We start from the raw sequence: 14,847 nt of genomic DNA on the forward strand, positions 1-14,847 counted from the left end.
CTGAGCGGCAGGCGGAGAGGAAAGCCATGAAAATTTTCGGACTGGAAAGCCTGATCTTCGCTGTCGACGACGTCAGGGGCGCGGCGCGCTTCCTGGTCGATTACGGCCTGACGGCGGTCGACGTCTCCGAACGCGGCGGCCGCTTCGAGGCGATGGACGGGACGGCTGTCGTGATCGCGCGGCAGGACGAGCCGTCGCTGCCGCCGGGACCGACGCCGGGCTGCCGCCTGCGCAAGACGGTCATGGGCGTCGCCGACGAGATCACCCTGGGCGCGATTGCCGCCGAGTTGCGGCGCGACCGCGAGGTCCGGCGGCTGCCGGACGGCTCGATCGAGTCGATCGACGATTGCGGCTTCGTGATCGGATTCCAGCTCACGGCGCGGCGGCCGTTCGTTCTCGCCGGCGAGATCTCGAATGCGCCGGGGGGCGTGGTGTTCAGGCCCGTCAACAGTCTCGGCGTGCCGCCGCCGGGCAGCGTGATCCGTCCGCGCTCGCTGTCGCATGTCGTGTACTTCGTGCCAGACGTGATGAAGGCGGAGGCGTTCTACGTCAACCGCCTGGGCTTCCGCTGCACCGATCGCTTCACCGGCACCGGGCCGTTCCTGCAGCCCGCCGGCTCGCTCGATCATCACACCCATTTCCTGATCGGCGCGCCGCCGCACATGCATGGCGTCGAGCACTTCACCTTCCATTTCGGCGGCCCCTCGGAAATGATCACCAACGGCTATCGCTTCGTCGAGAAGGGCTACCAGGCGTTCTGGGGCCCCGGCCGTCACATCCTCGGATCGAACTGGTTCTGGTACTTCAACAGCCCGTTCGGCTGCCACATCGAGATGGACGCCGACATGGACCAGCACGATGCGAGCTGGCAGCCGCGCGAGGCCACGGCCTCGGCCGACAACTCGCAGACCTTCCTGCTGAAGATGCGCAAGAAATGGTACCCCGGGCCAGGAATCTCCGAGAATGGCGACTACGCATGAGGGCGCGCCGTCAGGCCTCGTTCGCCTGTGCCATTCGGATGAGATCGGCGAGGCGCAGTCGCGGGGATTCGATCCCCGGGATGAAGGGCAGGACAGCCTTTTCGTCGTCCGATGGCAGGGAGAACTCCACGCCTGGCGCAACGCCTGTCCGCATGTCCAGGGCGCGCCGATGGCGTGGCGCAGGGATGCCTACCTGAATGCGGCGGGCACGCGCATCGTCTGTCACGCACATGGCGCCGAGTTCATGCCCGACAGCGGGCTGTGCGTGCAGGGGCCGTGCCGCGGTGAGCGGCTACATCAACTCGAGCTCGTCGTCGATGCCGACGGCGAGCTGTTCGTGAAGTCATAACAAGCCCGCAAGGGTGGACTCTAGAGGGAGGAGGGCGCCATGGCAGTGGTGAGCAGGGTGCTGACGATCGGCGGCGGATTTTCAGGCATGGCCGCAGCGATCCAGATGCGCAAGGCGGACATCGCGGTCGATCTCGTCGAGATCGATTCCAGCTGGCGGCCGGAAGGCGCCGGCATCACCGTCAGCGGCCCGACCTTGCGGGCGCTCGACCAGATCGGCGTGTTCGGCGAATTCAAAAGGCGCGGCTATCTGTCTGATGGCGTCGAGCTGTTCACGCCGGCAGGTCATCGCATCGGCGAGATTCCGACGCCGAAGCCGGTCGGATCGGACGTGCCCGGTGGCGGCGGCATCATGCGCCCCGAGCTCGGCCGAATTCTCGCCGATGCGACGCGTGAAGCCGGCGTCAGCGTCCGGGTCGGCTGCAGCTATACTGAGATCACGCAGCACGACAGCGACGTCGAGGTCACTTTTACTGACGGCACGAAAAGGCGCTACGATCTCGTCGTCGTTGCCGACGGCGTGCATTCGAAGACGCGGGCGCTGCTGTTTCCGGAAGTGAAGCCGCCGCAATATATCGGCCAGGTGGTCTGGCGCGCCGTGCTGCCGCGGCCGGACGAGATCGTGCGGCCGCGGATGTGGCTGGGTGGCACCGTCAAGGCCGGCGTCAATCCGGTGTCGCCGAGCCACATGTACATGTTTGTCACCGAGGCGCGGCGCGACAAGCAGCAGATCGAACGATCGGCGTGGCCGCAGCTGGTCGCGGACATGCTGGCGCCGTTCAGCGATCCCGTGCTGACCGCGTTTCGGTCGCATCTCCTCGCCGCGGACGCGGCGATCGACTATCGGCCGCTTGCGAACCTGCTGGTGCCGGCGCCGTGGAATCGCGGGCGCGTCATCCTGATCGGCGACACCGTGGCGGCAACCACGCCGCATCTCGCCTCCGGTGCCGGCATCGGCATCGAGAGCGGGATCGTGCTGGCCGAGGAGCTCGCGCGGGCGGCGACGTTACAGGACGCGTTCGACCGCTTCCATGCGCGCCGCTGGGAGCGCTGCCGCATGGTGATCGAGAACTCCGCGCAGCTCTGCCGCATCGAGATGGAAAACGGCGACAAGGCCGAGCAAGCCCGCGTCATGCGCGAGTCGACCGTCGGGCTGACGCAGCCGATCTGAGCCGGCAACGAACACAGAAAAACAACGATCAAGGGGAGGACGCAAAGATGGTGACGACGGAAACCTGGCGCGGGCGCATCGCCCTGATGGTCGCGCATTGCGCCGGGATGGTTGACCTCGTGGCGCTTCCGGTGTGGGTGGGCACGCTGATCGCGCGCTACAATTTCAGCCCGCAGCAGGCCGGACTGCTCGCCACCTTGTTCCTGCTCGGTGCCGTGCTCAGCAGCCTGTTCTTTGCGCCGCGCTTCAACCGCCTGAACGCCCCGCTGTCGGCCGCTGCGGGATACGCCGCGGCCGCGCTGGTGTTCGTAGCCGCGAGCCAAACGTCGGAGTTTCCGCTGCTCGCGCTGCTGCACGCGCTGGCGGGGGCGACGGCCGCCTGCGGCCTGAGCTTCACCCATGGCACCATCGCGCGCAGCGCCAATCCGCACCGGCTGTTCGCGATCGTCGGGATGGCGCTCGGCGTGTTCGCAATCCTGTTCCTCGGCCTGACACCCAATCTCGTCGCGAGCTTCGGCGGGCCGGCGCTGTTCATCGTGTTCGCCGGCGTCATGGCGGTGGCGGCGCTGGCGTCCGCGGTGTCGTTTCCCAAGGGCGTGGTGCGCAGCGAGGAGGATCTCATCGCCGAGGTCAGTCATCTGCCGCGCGCCGTCTGGTTCGGCATCGCCGGCATCAGCTGCATGGCTTTGACGCAGGCGATGCTATTCAGCTTCATCGAGCGCATCGGCATCGATCACGGCTTCGGTGCGGAGACGGTCACCGGCGTGCTGATCGCACTCGGCTTCGTCAACCTGCTGCCGGCGCCGCTCGCGGCGGTCCTTGAGACGCGGCTGCCGGCGCGCCACGTGCTGCTGGCGGGTCCGGTCTGCCAAGCGATCATCGCCGTGACGATCACCTTCGGCTCGGGCTTCCTCGCTTATGCCGTGCCGACGGCGGTGTTTGCCGCCGTGATGATCTTCACTCACACCTTTGCCTTCGGCCTGTTGTCGCGGCTCGACCCGACGGCGCGCGCGCTCGCCGGTACGCCGGCGATGCTGATGATCGGCGCCGCGATCGGGCCGATCCTCGGCGGCACGCTGGTGCAACTGTTCGGCTATCCCGCGCTCGGGCTCGGCGCCGTCGTCATCTCGTCGGCCGCCGTCATGATGTTCTCGCGCGTGTTCGCCGCGCGCGGCGCCGCGACCACGACCACTCTCGAAATCGCCTGATCAGGAGACCTGTTCCATGACCCTTCCGCAGATCCGCCGCGTCGTCACCGGGCATGACGCCGAGGGCGCCGCCGTGATCTCGTCCGACGGCGCGCTGCCGACCGTGACCGAGCTCGCCGCGATCCCCGGCACCTTCTTCCACGAGGTCTGGAGCACGCAGGCGACGCCCGCGCCGATCGACAACGGCCCCGATCCGACGGTGGGGCCGCTGCGTCTGCCGCCGCCGGCACATGGCAGCCGCATCCGCTTCGTCGACATTCCGCCGGATACCGAGGACTTCCTGCGCAACGGCGCCGCGCGGATGCAGGCCGCCTTCGGCCAGATCGGTGATCCTCATGCCTCGACGGTGACGACGGAATCGCCGCATCCGCTGATGCATCGCACCGAGACCATCGACTACGGCATCGTCATCTCGGGTGAAGTCACGCTGGTGCTCGACAAGGGCACGGCGGATCTCAAGGCGGGCGACGTCGTGATCCAGCGCGGCACCAATCATGCGTGGGCCAATCGCAGCGACCAGCCGTGCCGGATGCTGTTCATCCTGGTCGACGGCAAGTTCGGTCCCGACGCCAATCCCGGCAAGGCCGCCTGATGAAGCTCGCGACCTATCAGAACGGCAGCCTCGACGGCCGCCTCGTGATCGTCTCCAGGGACCATGCGCGCGCCGTCGATGCGGGCGCGATCGCGCCGGATCTCGCGAGCGCGCTGCGGCGCTGGGCCGAGGTCGAGGCGCCGCTGCGCGGCTTGGCCGGCCGGCTCGAAACCGGGGCGGCGCCAGGCGTCTTCGCGTTCGATCCCGCGCGCTGCGCTGCGCCGCTGCCGCGCGCGCCGCAATGGCTGGACGGCTCGGCCTTTCTCAACCACGGGCACCTGATGGACGTCGCCTTCAGCAAGCCGCCGATCCCGGATTTCGAGACCATTCCGGTCATGTACCAGGGCGCGAGCGACGACTTCCTTGGCCCGCATGCCGACGTCCCGTTCGTGTCCGAAGCGGACGGCATCGACTGCGAGGGCGAGTTCGGGGTGATCGTCGATGATGTCCCGATCGGCGTTTCGGCGGAGCAGGCCGAGCAGCGGATACGGCTGCTCGTGCAGATCAATGATTGGAGCCTGCGCGCGGTCGGCGCGCGCGAGGTGCGCACCGGCTTCGGCTTCCTGCAGGCCAAGCCGTCCACCAGCTTCGCGCCCATCGCGCTGACGCCCGACGAGATCGGTGCGGCCTGGCACGGCGGCCGTGTGGACATGGCGCTGCATGTTCAGCGCAATGGCGAGCGGATCGGAGCCGCGTCGGGGGGCGAGATGGCGTTCTCGTTTTCGCAGTTGATCGCCCATGCCGCGCGGACGCGCCGGCTGAGCGCGGGCACAATCATCGGCTCGGGCACCGTCTCGAACGCCGATCGCGCAGCCGGATCGAGCTGTCTGGCCGAGCGCCGCGCGATCGAGATGATCGAGTTCGGCGAGGCGAGGACGGCGTTCCTGCGCTTCGGCGAGCACGTCACGATGGAGGCCCGCTTCGCCGACGGCAGCCCGGGGCCGTTCGGACGCATCCACCAGCAGGTGGTGCGCGCGTCCAGCGCGACGCGGGACTGAGCGATGCGTATCCTCGTCACGGGCGCTGCGGGATTCATCGGCAGCGCGCTGCTGCGGCGATTGCTCGCGGACGCGACCATTGCCGAGATCACCGCGATCGATCTCGCTGCGCAACCGTGGTCGTCACTCGATCCTCGTCTGCGCTGGATCAGCGGCGCGCTCGACGCAGGCATGTTGGCCCCGCTCGGCGCCGCCTCATTCGATCTGGTGTTTCATCTTGCCAGCGTTCCCGGCGCGCGCGCCGAAGCCGAGCCCGGGCTCAGCCGCCGCGTCAATCTCGATGCCTCGCTCGACCTGCTGCAATGGCTTGCCGGATCGGGACATCGCCCTCGCGTCGTCTATGCGAGCAGCATCGCCGTGTATGGGCCGCTGGGGGAGGCTGGCGTGAGCTCGACGACCGAGCCGCGGCCGGCCGCCACCTATGGCGCGCACAAGCGGATGGTCGAGGTTGCGCTCGCTGATCACACAAGACGAGGCGAGCTCTCAGGCGTATCCTTGCGCCTGCCGGGGATCGTCGCCCGACCGCGTCCGGTGAGCGGCTTCGGCTCGGCCTTCATGAGCGAATTGCTGCATGCGCTGGCCGAGGGCCAGCGTTATGCCTGTCCGGTCTCTGCGACGGCGACCTGCTGGTGGTTGTCGCGGACGGCGGTCGTCGACAATCTCGTTCTGGCGGGCGCAGCCGAGATCTGCGGACAACTGCAATTGCCGGCGCTGCATCTTTCCATCGCCGATGTGGTTGAGGGGCTGGCCCAGCTCTATGGTGCCGAGCGAACGCGGCTCGTCACCTTCCACCCCGACGAGCGCATCGAGACCGCATTCGGCCGCTACCCGGCGCTCGATGCGACGAATGAACTGGCGCTGGGCTTCAACCATGATGGATCGGTCGCGACGCTGCTGACGAACGCGCTCGCAGGCCAGGCCGGGTGACCCGCGCATGAGCACAGCCGCTGCAGCGGCGACGAGCCGTCAGGCCGGGATCAGAGTGGCCGGCGGCTCGCGATCGGCCCGGGCGAACCGGGCAGGCCCTTGATTGGCGCCGCAGGGGCGGGACGGTCGCGCCGGCCCGAATGGCGCCATTGCCGGACGTTCACGAGAATTCCGGCGAGCAACAGCGGGGCGACGGCCAGAACAGCCATCAGAGGCGAGAGGGGTTTCGGCGAGATCATCTCCAGCACCATCTCGGAGACCATCCAGAGCGTGCCGAAAACCACGGCGTAATCGAGCGCGGGGATGCGCAGCCAGTACAGCAAGCCGGCGACGAGGACGGCCGGCGCGATCGCCGGACCGATCATGTAGAAGGTCAGCTCCGGCGGCGTCAGGGCGTCGAGAAGCATCGATGCCAGCAGCCAGAGGCTGAAGAACATCACTGCACCGTCGAGATATCGCATGGCCAACCTCCGCCGCGACATTTTGGCGCAATCTTTGGCCGGTTTGTGGCTGGTTCGTCAAGCCGGGAACTTTCGGATTGGGGCTTCGGCCACGACGCGAACGGACAGCGGGACACGGCTCCCGGCCCGTTGGCCGGCAGCCGCGTAACCGCGCGGAGGGCAGATGAGTCTGGTCCGATGGGCGCAAGGCGGCGGCAGGACCGCCGCCTTCGCCCCCGCAGGAGATCAAGGCGCGTGGTGGTTCGCGACGGCGGCCTCGAGTCGCGGCTTCAGCAGGCGGAAGCGCTCGTCGATCTGCTCCGGGTGATCGCGGTTCAGCGCAATCATCGCGCGCCGCGTTTCGTTGGCGCGGATGACCTCGCGGGCGCCGGTGACGAGTCCCTCGACCAGGGCATCGGCGACCATCTCGGGCGTCTCCCGCGCGAAGCCGAGATCGGGACCGGCCTTGTTGCTGGCCATCATCGGCGTCTCGGTGGCGCCGGGATAGACCGTCAGCACCCGCACGCCCTCGTCGAGCAGCTCGCGATGCAGCGCCTCGCCGAACCGCGCCAGGCCCGCTTTCGCCGCCGCGTAGGTGGCGTAGAAGGGCGCGCCGACCAGAGCGATGCCAGAGGCGACGTTGACGATCGCGCCATCGCCACTGGCGCGCAGCAGCGGCAGCGCTGTGCGTGTCCACAGGATGGGCGCGAGCAGGTCGACCTCGATCATGGCGCGGATGTCGGCGACGTCGGTCGCCTCCAGCCGGCCGGCACGGACATTGCCGGCATTGTTGACCAGCACGTCGAGCCGGCCGAAACGCTCGCGCGCCAGAGCGAGCGTGCTCGCGCAGGCGGCCTCGTCGCTGACATTGCCGCCGAGCGTCTCGGTTCGCACGCCGTGGCTGGCAGCGAGCGCCGCCGTCTCGGCGAGCTTTGCCCGGGTTCGGCCGAACAGGACGAGGTGAGAGCCGCGCCTGGCGAGCGCGAGAGCCGTGGCGCGGCCGATGCCGCTGCCGGCGCCGGTAACCAGGGCGACCTTGCCGTCGAGTGTCATGGGACTGCCTCCTCTGAGCCTGATCAGGCGGCGGCGACCGTTGCAGGCGAGGTGAGCGCGGCCAGCGCGGCCTCCGGCTCCAGCCGCGTGCGATAGTCCGGGCTGACATGCGCAAGCAGGATGCGGCCGCCCTTGGCGACGACATAGGTCGCGGGCATCGGCAGCGACCAGCGGCCGTCGCCATTGCGCACCGGCAGGTCGTGGCCGAACTTCTGGTACAGCGCCTTGATCGGAGCCGTCAGCTCGTAGCGGATACGAAGCGCATCGGCGAGACGTCCCTCGGTGTCCGACAGCACCTCGAAGAGAAGCGCGTTCGTCTCCGCCGTGGTCAGGGTATTGTCCGGCGTCTCCGGCGAGACCGCGACCAGACGCGCGCCACGCGCCGTGATCTCAGGCAGCAGCGCCTGGTAGGCGCGCAGCTCCAGATTGCAGTAGGGACACCAGCCGCCGCGGTAGAAGGTCACGATCAGCGCGCTCTCCGCCATCAGCGCCCCGAGGTCGGTGACGCCGCCTTTGTGGTTGCGGAGGGTGGGGGCGGGGAAGGCGGCGCCTTCCTTGACGGCGCGGTCCGCGAGGTCTTGGAGGGCTGCGTTGTCGGTGTCGACCAGCGTGGCGATGTCGTCGCCGACACGCGAGGTCCAAGCAGATTTGAAGGCGTCGAGTTCGGATTGCAGAGACATGATGACGGGTCCTTGTCGGGCTGTGGCGTCGGAATTGAAGCGTGCTTGTGGTGGATCTCTCCCCGCCTGCGGGGAGAGATCGGATCGTCAGATGCGATCCGGGTGAGGGGGGACAGGTCTGACGACGAACACGTCCCGTGCGGCTGCCCCTCAACCCAGCCCTCTCAGCGCGAGCGAAGCTCCTCACGTGCGCCCAAGAACGGGGAGAGGGAGCGCAGCGTTGTTGAGGATGAGCTCGGTTCACATCGAGCGGACGAACTCAGCGCTGTCCCGCCATCATCTGCTGCACCAGGGCGTTGGCGCTGGCGCCCTCGAGGGCGAGGCCATAGCCGACCTCGCGGACGATGCGCTCCTTCAGCGGCTGGACGAAATGGATGCGGCTGTTGCGGCGGGTGACCTCGGGCTGGCGCAGATAGAGCGCGGCGAGCTCGCGGGCGAAGGCGACCGTGGTGCCGTCGTCGACGACGTGGTTGACGACGCCCCAGTTCGCGGCCTCCTGCGCCGACAGCGGCTGCGGGTTCAGGAGGAAGGCCTGGGCGCGGCCGGCGCCGGCGCGATACGACCAGGTCGTGAAGATGCCGTCGCCCGGCACGATGCCGCCGGCGAAGTGCGGCAGATCGTGGAAGGTGGCGCCGCGGCCGGCAATGACGACGTCGGCGAACAGCGCGTATTCGGTGTGGATGTGGGCGCGGCCCTCGATCGCGGCGATCAGCGGCACGCGGATGTTGGCGATGTTCTCCAGGATCTGCGTGCCCTCGTCATGGACCCGCGACCAGGCGTTGGCATCGCCGACATTGCCGAAGCTCGCGAAGTCGATCTCGGCCATGTAGTCGCCGACGCCCGTCAGGATCACGATCTTGTTGTCGCGGTCGCGGCCGATCTCATAGAAGGCGTCGGTAAATTCGGTGTGGTCGCGCGCATCGAAGCGGATCGGCCCGCCGTCGCTGTGCATCTCGACCAGGAGCACGCCCTGGGCATCGCGGGTCAGCCGCAGATGGGCGAAGCGGGTGAAATAGGACGGGGTCATGGCTCTCTCCGTGGCGGTTGCCGGCGATGCGCCGGCCGTTGCTGATGGGAGGAGCATGGCTCATTCGGTGCCCTTGGATAATTCTCGTCGGATCGATATCATTCATACGTTTTGTGTATGAGAGGCAGCGATGGACCTGCTTGGACCGATGCGGACCTTCGTGCGGGTGGTGGAGGCCGGCAGCTTCACCGCCGTCGCCGACGAGTTGAACACCACGCAGCCGACCATCAGCCGCCAGATCGGCGCGCTGGAGGAGCATCTGCGCACCCGCCTGTTCACGCGGACGACCCGGGCGCTGACGCTGACCGACGACGGCCGGGTGTTCTACGAGCACGCGCTGCGGGCGCTGGAGGCGGTGTCGGAGGCGGAGGGCGCCGTCGGACGCCGCCGGCAGAAGCCCTCCGGGCTGTTGCGGCTGGCGGCGCCGGTGGTGTTCGGGCGGCTGCATGTGGTGCCGCGGCTGCCGGCGTTCCTGAAGCGCTATCCCGACGTGTCGATCGATCTGATCATGAGCGACGGCTTCGCCGATCTGGTGGAGCAGGGCATCGACGTCGCCATCCGTGTCGGCGACATCACGGATCCCGGCCTGATCGCGCGGCGCATCGGCACGGTGCAGCGGGTGACGGTGGCTTCGCCCGCCTATCTCAAGGCACATCGCGCGCCCAAGGTGCCGGCCGATCTCGCCTTGCATCAGTGCATCGTCTACTCCAGGCTCGCCACCGGCAATCGGTGGCTGTTCGAGAGCAAGGACGGGCCCGTCGCGGTCGAGGTGAGCGGGCGCTACCGCGCCGACAATTCGGAGGCTGTGCGCGACGGCGTGCTCGGCGGGCTCGGCATCGCCGTGATCCCGACCTTCGCCTTCGTCAGGGAGATCGAAAGCGGCGCGGTGAAGGTGCTGCTGCAAGACTACGCGCCGCGGCCGCTGCCGATGCACGCGGTCTACGCCTCGCGCCGCTTCGTGCCGCTGAAGGTGCGCGCCATCATCGATCATCTCGCGCACGAATTCTCGCTCGATGCGCGGTTGTCGTCCTACACGGCGTGATGTCGCAGCCTTGCAGCATGGAACGGCCGTGCTGCGCCATGCGTTCGACCTGGAGCGGCCGGCGTCGCCGGTGACAAGCCAGGAGAGACGGGAATGGAACATACGATCATCGGCCACTTCGCCACGCGCCGTGAGGCCGAGCTTGCCGTCGAGCACCTCGTGCAGGATCACGGCATCGCCCGTACCGACGTGTCCGTGCGGGCGGCCGGTCCGGCCAACAGCGCCGGCTCGCAAGCCTCCGGCGCCGACGTCGAGAGCGGCCATCCCGGCGTCGGCAAGAAAGGTGCGCCGGAGCTCGAAGGCGAGATCGAGGTGGTGGTCGGTGGCTTCACCGCGGGCTCCGCCGACATCGAAGGAGTCCTGAAGGAAGCGGGCGCCCGCAGCGTCGGCCAGCGATAAGCGCCGTCCTCACAGCCGCGGGTCGATCGGCTCGCTTTCGAGAGCCAGCACGGCGAACACGCATTCATGCACGCGGCGCAACGGCTCGCGGGCGACGAAGCGGGTCAGCGCCTCGTGGCCGAGCGCGAACTCGCGCAGCGCGAGGGCGCGCTTGCCCTCGAGCTTGCGCTGGCGCAGGCGGGCGATGTGCTCGGGCGCATCATATTCCGGGCCGTAGATGATGCGCAGATATTCGGCGCCCCGCACCTTCAGCGCCGGCTGGATCAGGCCCTTCGGCCCGCGCGCGACGAAGCTCATGGGTTTCACCACCATGCCCTCGCCGCCGCCGGCCGTGAGCTGCTCCCACCAGGCGGTGGCGTCGTTCACTGCGGTCTCGTCGGCCAGAGTCACAACGCGCCATCGCGTGCGCCTGATCACGGGATCCGCCGCCGCCAGGCGGTCGGCCAGCGACATGTGCCAGACGTGATCCTGGTCGAACCAGACACGGCCTTCGCTGGCGAGCAGGTGGAACGGCGCGACCTTGAGATCGTCGATCCCGCCGACCGGCCAGACATAGGGCGCCCACGCAGCGCCATAGCGCCGCGCGCGGGCCGCGCGCGCGTCGAACTGGTCGCGCAGCGCCGTGACGTCGAGGCCGCGTGCAGCGGCCCGCGCCAGCGCATCGGATGCGGCGTCGAGACCCGCGACAGAAGATGCCGCCACCGGTGCGTATTGACTCTCGATCAGGGCGCCGGCCTTGGCCGACCACGGCATGATCTCGGCGTCGAGCAGCAGCCAGTCGGTCTGCAGCTCCTGCCAAAGACCCGCACTTTCGACGGCGCTCCGCAGCCGCGCCAGCAATGCCTCGGTCATCGCCGCGTCGTTGAAGAACGCGCGGCCGGTCCGCGTCCAGATCGCGCCGCTCTCCGCGCCTGTGATGCCGAACCGCGCGTTAGCGACGTCGGCGCTGCTGCACAGCGCGATGACGGCGCGCGAGCCCATGTGCTTCTCCTCGCACACCACCTCGGCGACGTTGCGCGCGCGGAAATGCGCGAACGCCTCCTCGGGCCGCTCGAGCCAGCCGTCGCGCGCGCTCGTCTCCGACGGCGACATCGTCGGCGGCAGGTAGACCAGCCATTGCGGCGGCAGCGCGAAGCGGCTCATCACCTCCAGCGCGGCTGCTGCGTTCTCCTCGGCGACGACCATGCGGCCGCGCAGCGTGGTCTCGATCCACCGCCGACCGCTGACGTCGTCGATGTCGAGCAGCTGATCCGCTTCGGCCTGCGCGGAGGCGCTGCCTGCGCGCAGGCCGAGCGGCCGTACCGGCTCGCACCAGACGCGCTCGGCCTCGACCTCGACCAGCTCGCGCTCGGGCCAGCGCAGCGCCGTCAGCCGTCCGCCGAACACGCAGCCGGTGTCGATGCAGATCGTGTTGTTGACCCATTCGGCATGCAGCATCGGCGTGTGGCCATAGACCACGGCGGTCGGCCCGCGATAGTTCGCGGCCCAGTCGGCGCGCACGGGCAGGCCGAACTCGTCGATCTCGCCGGTGGTCTCGCCATACAGTGCGAACTCGCGCACCGCGCCGGAGCCGCGGCCGATCATCTCCTCTTTCAGCCCGGCATGCGCCACCGCGAGCCGGCCGCCGTCGAGCCAGACATGGCTGCGCAGGCCGTCGAGGAAATCGGGCAGGCCGTCGCGGAAGCTGCGATCCTCATTCGCGAGCTGGTTGATGGTGTCCTGCAGGCCATGCGCGATCGTGACCTTGCGGCCGGCCAGCCAGCGCTGGAATTTGCGATCATGGTTGCCCTGCACGGCATAGGCCACGCCGGACGCGACCATGCTCATGACGATGCGCAGCACGTCCGGCGATCGTGGTCCGCGGTCGACGAGATCGCCGACGAACACAGCCTTGCGGCCTGCCGGCGGCGTCACCGTGACGGCGCGCCGGCCATCCTGCTCGCGCCACTCGACCTGATAGCCGAGCCTGGCCAGCAGCGCCTGCAATTCGCTCGCGCAGCCATGAACGTCGCCGATGATGTCGAACGGACCGGTGTCGTGCCGCTTGTCGGTCCACAGTGGCTGCCGCGCGATCGTCGCGGCCTCGATGCGCGAGACGCTGTCGAGCTTCCACACCTGGCGAAAACCCTCGCGCTGCAGGCCACCGAGGCCGCGGCGGATCTCCGAGACCATGCGCTGCACGACTGGGCCGCCGAAGCTGCGCTCGGGACGCGACCTGTTGCGTTCGATGCAGATGTCGATGCCGGGATCGAACACAATCGCGACCGGCAGCGCATGCCATTTGCGCGCCAGCTCGACCCAGCCCTTGCGGTCGGCGGGACGCACATTGGTAGCGTCGATCACGGCAAGGCGGCGATGCTTGAGCCGCCGCCCGGCGATCTCGCGGACGATATCGAAGGCGTCGGCCGAGACGCTCTGGTCGGTCTCGTCATCGGCCACCAGCGCGCGGCAATGGTCCGAGGAGATCACCTCGGTCGGCAGGAAGTGTTTGGCGGCGAAGGTCGACTTGCCGGAGCCGGTCGAGCCGATCAGCACGACCAGCGCGAAGTCGGGGATGTCGATGTTCATGACGGTGCTCAGCGGGTGAAGACGGCCATCTGTGTCGGCGCGCCCAGGGTCTCGTCGTGATGGCCGATGCCGGAGAAGGCGACCTGGCAATTGAAGGTTTCGCAGACGCGCTGCGCCCACGCAGCGAATTCGGCGCGCGTCCATTCGAAGCGGTGGTCGCGGTGCCGGAACTGGCCGGCGGGCAGGCTCGGAAACAGCGCATTGTAGTCGGCATTCGGCGTGGTCACGATGACCACGCGCGGCCTCGCCGCGCCGAACACGACACGCTCCACCATCGGTAGCCGGTCGGGATCGAGATGCTCGATCACCTCGACCAGCGCGGCCGCATCGGCGTCGGCCCAGCGCGCATCGCGATAGGTGAGCGAGCCGTGCAGCAGTGTGACACGTCCCTCGGGCGGGCCGCCGGGCGCGCCGAGCTTGAGCCGCTTGGCCGCGCGCTCCAGCTCGCGCGCGGCGGGATCGAGGCCGATCAGGCGCTCGGCAAAGCGCTCGCGCAGCAACAGCTGCAGCAGCTTGCCTTCGCCGCAGCCGAGATCGGCGATCGTCCGGGCGCCGCTGTCGCGCAGAGCTTCGACGACGGCGGCGAGGCGCAAATCGTTGAGCCGGATCGGCGCCTCCAGCGTCTCCTCGGACTGGCTCTGCGTCTCGGTCTCCAGCGCCTCGTCCTGCGTCTCAGGTGCGAGCCGCGCCAGCGCCGCACGCGCGAGCACGCCGCGATGGCGAAGATAGCGGCGGACGATCAGCTCCTTGGCCGGATGGGCATCGAGCCAGCCTTCGCCGCGCTTGAGCAGCTTGTCGATCTCCTCGTCGCCGACCCAGTAATGCTTCGCGTCGTCCATCACCGGGATCAGCACATAGAGGTGGTTCAGCAGGGCGCTGAGCCTGTTGGTGCCGCGCAAGGTGAGGCGGACGTAGCGGCTGGTCGTGTCGCCTTGGGGACCCGCAATGGGCGTGAGCGAGACGTCCCAGCCGAGCGGCTCGAACAGCTGGCGCACCACGGTTTCACCGCCGCGCAAGGGCAGGGGCGTCACCACCGCCTCCAGCGGAATCGCGCTGTCGGCTAGTTCCTGGCGCGCGCTGCTGACGCCGTTCATCGCGGTCCGGAACGCCTTATTGAGCGCCACCGACAGGAACGAAGACGCGGCATACGGGCGGTCGTTGACATATTGATCGAGCAGTCCGTCGCTCTGGCCCTTGCCGCGAACGAGCCCGATCGGATCGACGTCGAGCACCAGCGCCGCCTCGCAGCGGGCCTCGCTGGCCTCGGGATAGAAGATCAGCGCCTTGCCCGAGGTGAGCTCGAACTCGTGCAGCCGGTCCGGATGCTTGTTGAGCAGGAAGCCGAGATCGGTGGCGGGCTGATGGGTGGTGGCGATCGAGAGAAACATGGCGTCACGGAAATCCCAGGGAGTCA

At 68.6% G+C, this 14,847-nt stretch carries 15 protein-coding genes; 9 read left to right on the forward strand and 6 right to left on the reverse strand.

The window, feature by feature from the left end; all coding sequences use genetic code 11:
• The first annotated feature begins 26 nt into the window (after window positions 1–26).
• From BRADO_RS17270 to BRADO_RS17300, 7 genes are read left to right on the forward strand one after another with little or no spacing between them, the layout of a single operon-like run.
• A complete protein-coding gene (locus BRADO_RS17270) occupies window positions 27–980 on the forward strand; it encodes a VOC family protein (RefSeq protein ID WP_011926614.1) in 954 nt (317 codons plus the stop codon).
• Window positions 964–1,329 (forward strand): Rieske (2Fe-2S) protein, encoded by a 366-nt coding sequence (locus tag BRADO_RS17275; protein WP_011926615.1) that lies wholly within the window; start codon window positions 964–966, stop codon window positions 1,327–1,329. The genes BRADO_RS17270 and BRADO_RS17275 overlap by 17 nt, the downstream gene beginning before the upstream one ends.
• A gap of 39 nt (window positions 1,330–1,368) precedes the next feature.
• The gene (locus BRADO_RS17280) at window positions 1,369–2,499 is read left to right on the forward strand and encodes an FAD-dependent oxidoreductase (protein ID WP_011926616.1); all 1,131 of its coding nucleotides are present in this window, start codon (window positions 1,369–1,371) and stop codon (window positions 2,497–2,499) included.
• Window positions 2,500–2,549: 50 nt separating this feature from the next.
• The gene (locus tag BRADO_RS17285; protein ID WP_011926617.1) at window positions 2,550–3,707 is read left to right on the forward strand and encodes an MFS transporter; all 1,158 of its coding nucleotides are present in this window, start codon (window positions 2,550–2,552) and stop codon (window positions 3,705–3,707) included.
• 16 nt (window positions 3,708–3,723) lie between these two features.
• Window positions 3,724–4,299, forward strand: coding sequence for a cupin domain-containing protein (locus BRADO_RS17290; protein WP_011926618.1), 576 nt, complete (start codon window positions 3,724–3,726; stop codon window positions 4,297–4,299).
• Window positions 4,299–5,297: a fumarylacetoacetate hydrolase family protein gene (locus tag BRADO_RS17295; protein ID WP_011926619.1), complete on the forward strand. Its 999-nt coding sequence runs from the start codon at window positions 4,299–4,301 to the stop codon at window positions 5,295–5,297. Before BRADO_RS17290 ends, BRADO_RS17295 begins: the two co-directional genes overlap by 1 nt.
• Before the next feature lie 3 nt (window positions 5,298–5,300).
• Window positions 5,301–6,224, forward strand: coding sequence for an NAD-dependent epimerase/dehydratase family protein (locus tag BRADO_RS17300; RefSeq protein ID WP_011926620.1), 924 nt, complete (start codon window positions 5,301–5,303; stop codon window positions 6,222–6,224).
• A 50-nt stretch (window positions 6,225–6,274) separates the two neighbouring features.
• On the opposite strand, the gene BRADO_RS17305 is transcribed toward BRADO_RS17300, so the two are convergent.
• From BRADO_RS17305 to BRADO_RS17320, 4 genes are all read right to left on the reverse strand, one after another.
• Entirely contained in the window at window positions 6,275–6,661 is a 387-nt protein-coding gene (locus BRADO_RS17305) for a hypothetical protein (protein WP_011926621.1), read from the reverse strand.
• 249 nt (window positions 6,662–6,910) lie between these two features.
• Window positions 6,911–7,717 (reverse strand): SDR family oxidoreductase, encoded by an 807-nt coding sequence (locus BRADO_RS17310; protein WP_011926622.1) that lies wholly within the window; start codon window positions 7,715–7,717, stop codon window positions 6,911–6,913.
• 23 nt (window positions 7,718–7,740) lie between these two features.
• Window positions 7,741–8,397, reverse strand: a complete 657-nt coding sequence (locus tag BRADO_RS17315) for a peroxiredoxin-like family protein (RefSeq protein ID WP_011926623.1) — start codon at window positions 8,395–8,397, stop codon at window positions 7,741–7,743.
• Between the two features lie 259 nt (window positions 8,398–8,656).
• A complete protein-coding gene (locus BRADO_RS17320; protein ID WP_011926624.1) occupies window positions 8,657–9,424 on the reverse strand; it encodes an enoyl-CoA hydratase/isomerase family protein in 768 nt (255 codons plus the stop codon).
• 130 nt (window positions 9,425–9,554) lie between these two features.
• Here BRADO_RS17320 and BRADO_RS17325 point away from each other — a divergent pair, with 130 nt between their 5' ends.
• Window positions 9,555–10,466, forward strand: coding sequence for a LysR family transcriptional regulator (locus BRADO_RS17325; protein WP_011926625.1), 912 nt, complete (start codon window positions 9,555–9,557; stop codon window positions 10,464–10,466).
• Window positions 10,467–10,559: 93 nt separating this feature from the next.
• Entirely contained in the window at window positions 10,560–10,865 is a 306-nt protein-coding gene (locus BRADO_RS17330; protein WP_041756635.1) for a hypothetical protein, read from the forward strand.
• Between the two features lie 9 nt (window positions 10,866–10,874).
• On the opposite strand, the gene BRADO_RS17335 is transcribed toward BRADO_RS17330, so the two are convergent.
• Both BRADO_RS17335 and BRADO_RS17340 read right to left on the reverse strand, forming a co-directional pair.
• On the reverse strand, window positions 10,875–13,433 hold the full coding sequence (locus BRADO_RS17335; protein WP_011926627.1) for a polynucleotide kinase-phosphatase: 2,559 nt from the start codon (window positions 13,431–13,433) through the stop codon (window positions 10,875–10,877).
• 8 nt (window positions 13,434–13,441) lie between these two features.
• Window positions 13,442–14,821, reverse strand: a complete 1,380-nt coding sequence (locus tag BRADO_RS17340; protein WP_041756637.1) for a 3' terminal RNA ribose 2'-O-methyltransferase Hen1 — start codon at window positions 14,819–14,821, stop codon at window positions 13,442–13,444.
• Window positions 14,822–14,847: the final 26 nt, after the last annotated feature.

This window comes from Bradyrhizobium sp. ORS 278, from assembly GCF_000026145.1.
Classification (GTDB): domain Bacteria; phylum Pseudomonadota; class Alphaproteobacteria; order Rhizobiales; family Xanthobacteraceae; genus Bradyrhizobium.

Coding starts and splice junctions, on each gene's coding strand:
- BRADO_RS17270 (WP_011926614.1), top strand. CDS start 27: ATGAAAATTTTCGGACTGGAAAGCCTGATCTTCGCTGTCGACGACGTC.
- BRADO_RS17275 (WP_011926615.1), top strand. CDS start 964: ATGGCGACTACGCATGAGGGCGCGCCGTCAGGCCTCGTTCGCCTGTGC.
- BRADO_RS17280 (WP_011926616.1), top strand. CDS start 1,369: ATGGCAGTGGTGAGCAGGGTGCTGACGATCGGCGGCGGATTTTCAGGC.
- BRADO_RS17290 (WP_011926618.1), top strand. CDS start 3,724: ATGACCCTTCCGCAGATCCGCCGCGTCGTCACCGGGCATGACGCCGAG.
- BRADO_RS17295 (WP_011926619.1), top strand. CDS start 4,299: ATGAAGCTCGCGACCTATCAGAACGGCAGCCTCGACGGCCGCCTCGTG.
- BRADO_RS17300 (WP_011926620.1), top strand. CDS start 5,301: ATGCGTATCCTCGTCACGGGCGCTGCGGGATTCATCGGCAGCGCGCTG.
- BRADO_RS17305 (WP_011926621.1), bottom strand. CDS start 6,661: ATGTTCTTCAGCCTCTGGCTGCTGGCATCGATGCTTCTCGACGCCCTG.
- BRADO_RS17310 (WP_011926622.1), bottom strand. CDS start 7,717: ATGACACTCGACGGCAAGGTCGCCCTGGTTACCGGCGCCGGCAGCGGC.
- BRADO_RS17315 (WP_011926623.1), bottom strand. CDS start 8,397: ATGTCTCTGCAATCCGAACTCGACGCCTTCAAATCTGCTTGGACCTCG.
- BRADO_RS17320 (WP_011926624.1), bottom strand. CDS start 9,424: ATGACCCCGTCCTATTTCACCCGCTTCGCCCATCTGCGGCTGACCCGC.
- BRADO_RS17325 (WP_011926625.1), top strand. CDS start 9,555: ATGGACCTGCTTGGACCGATGCGGACCTTCGTGCGGGTGGTGGAGGCC.
- BRADO_RS17330 (WP_041756635.1), top strand. CDS start 10,560: ATGGAACATACGATCATCGGCCACTTCGCCACGCGCCGTGAGGCCGAG.
- BRADO_RS17335 (WP_011926627.1), bottom strand. CDS start 13,433: ATGAACATCGACATCCCCGACTTCGCGCTGGTCGTGCTGATCGGCTCG.
- BRADO_RS17340 (WP_041756637.1), bottom strand. CDS start 14,821: ATGTTTCTCTCGATCGCCACCACCCATCAGCCCGCCACCGATCTCGGC.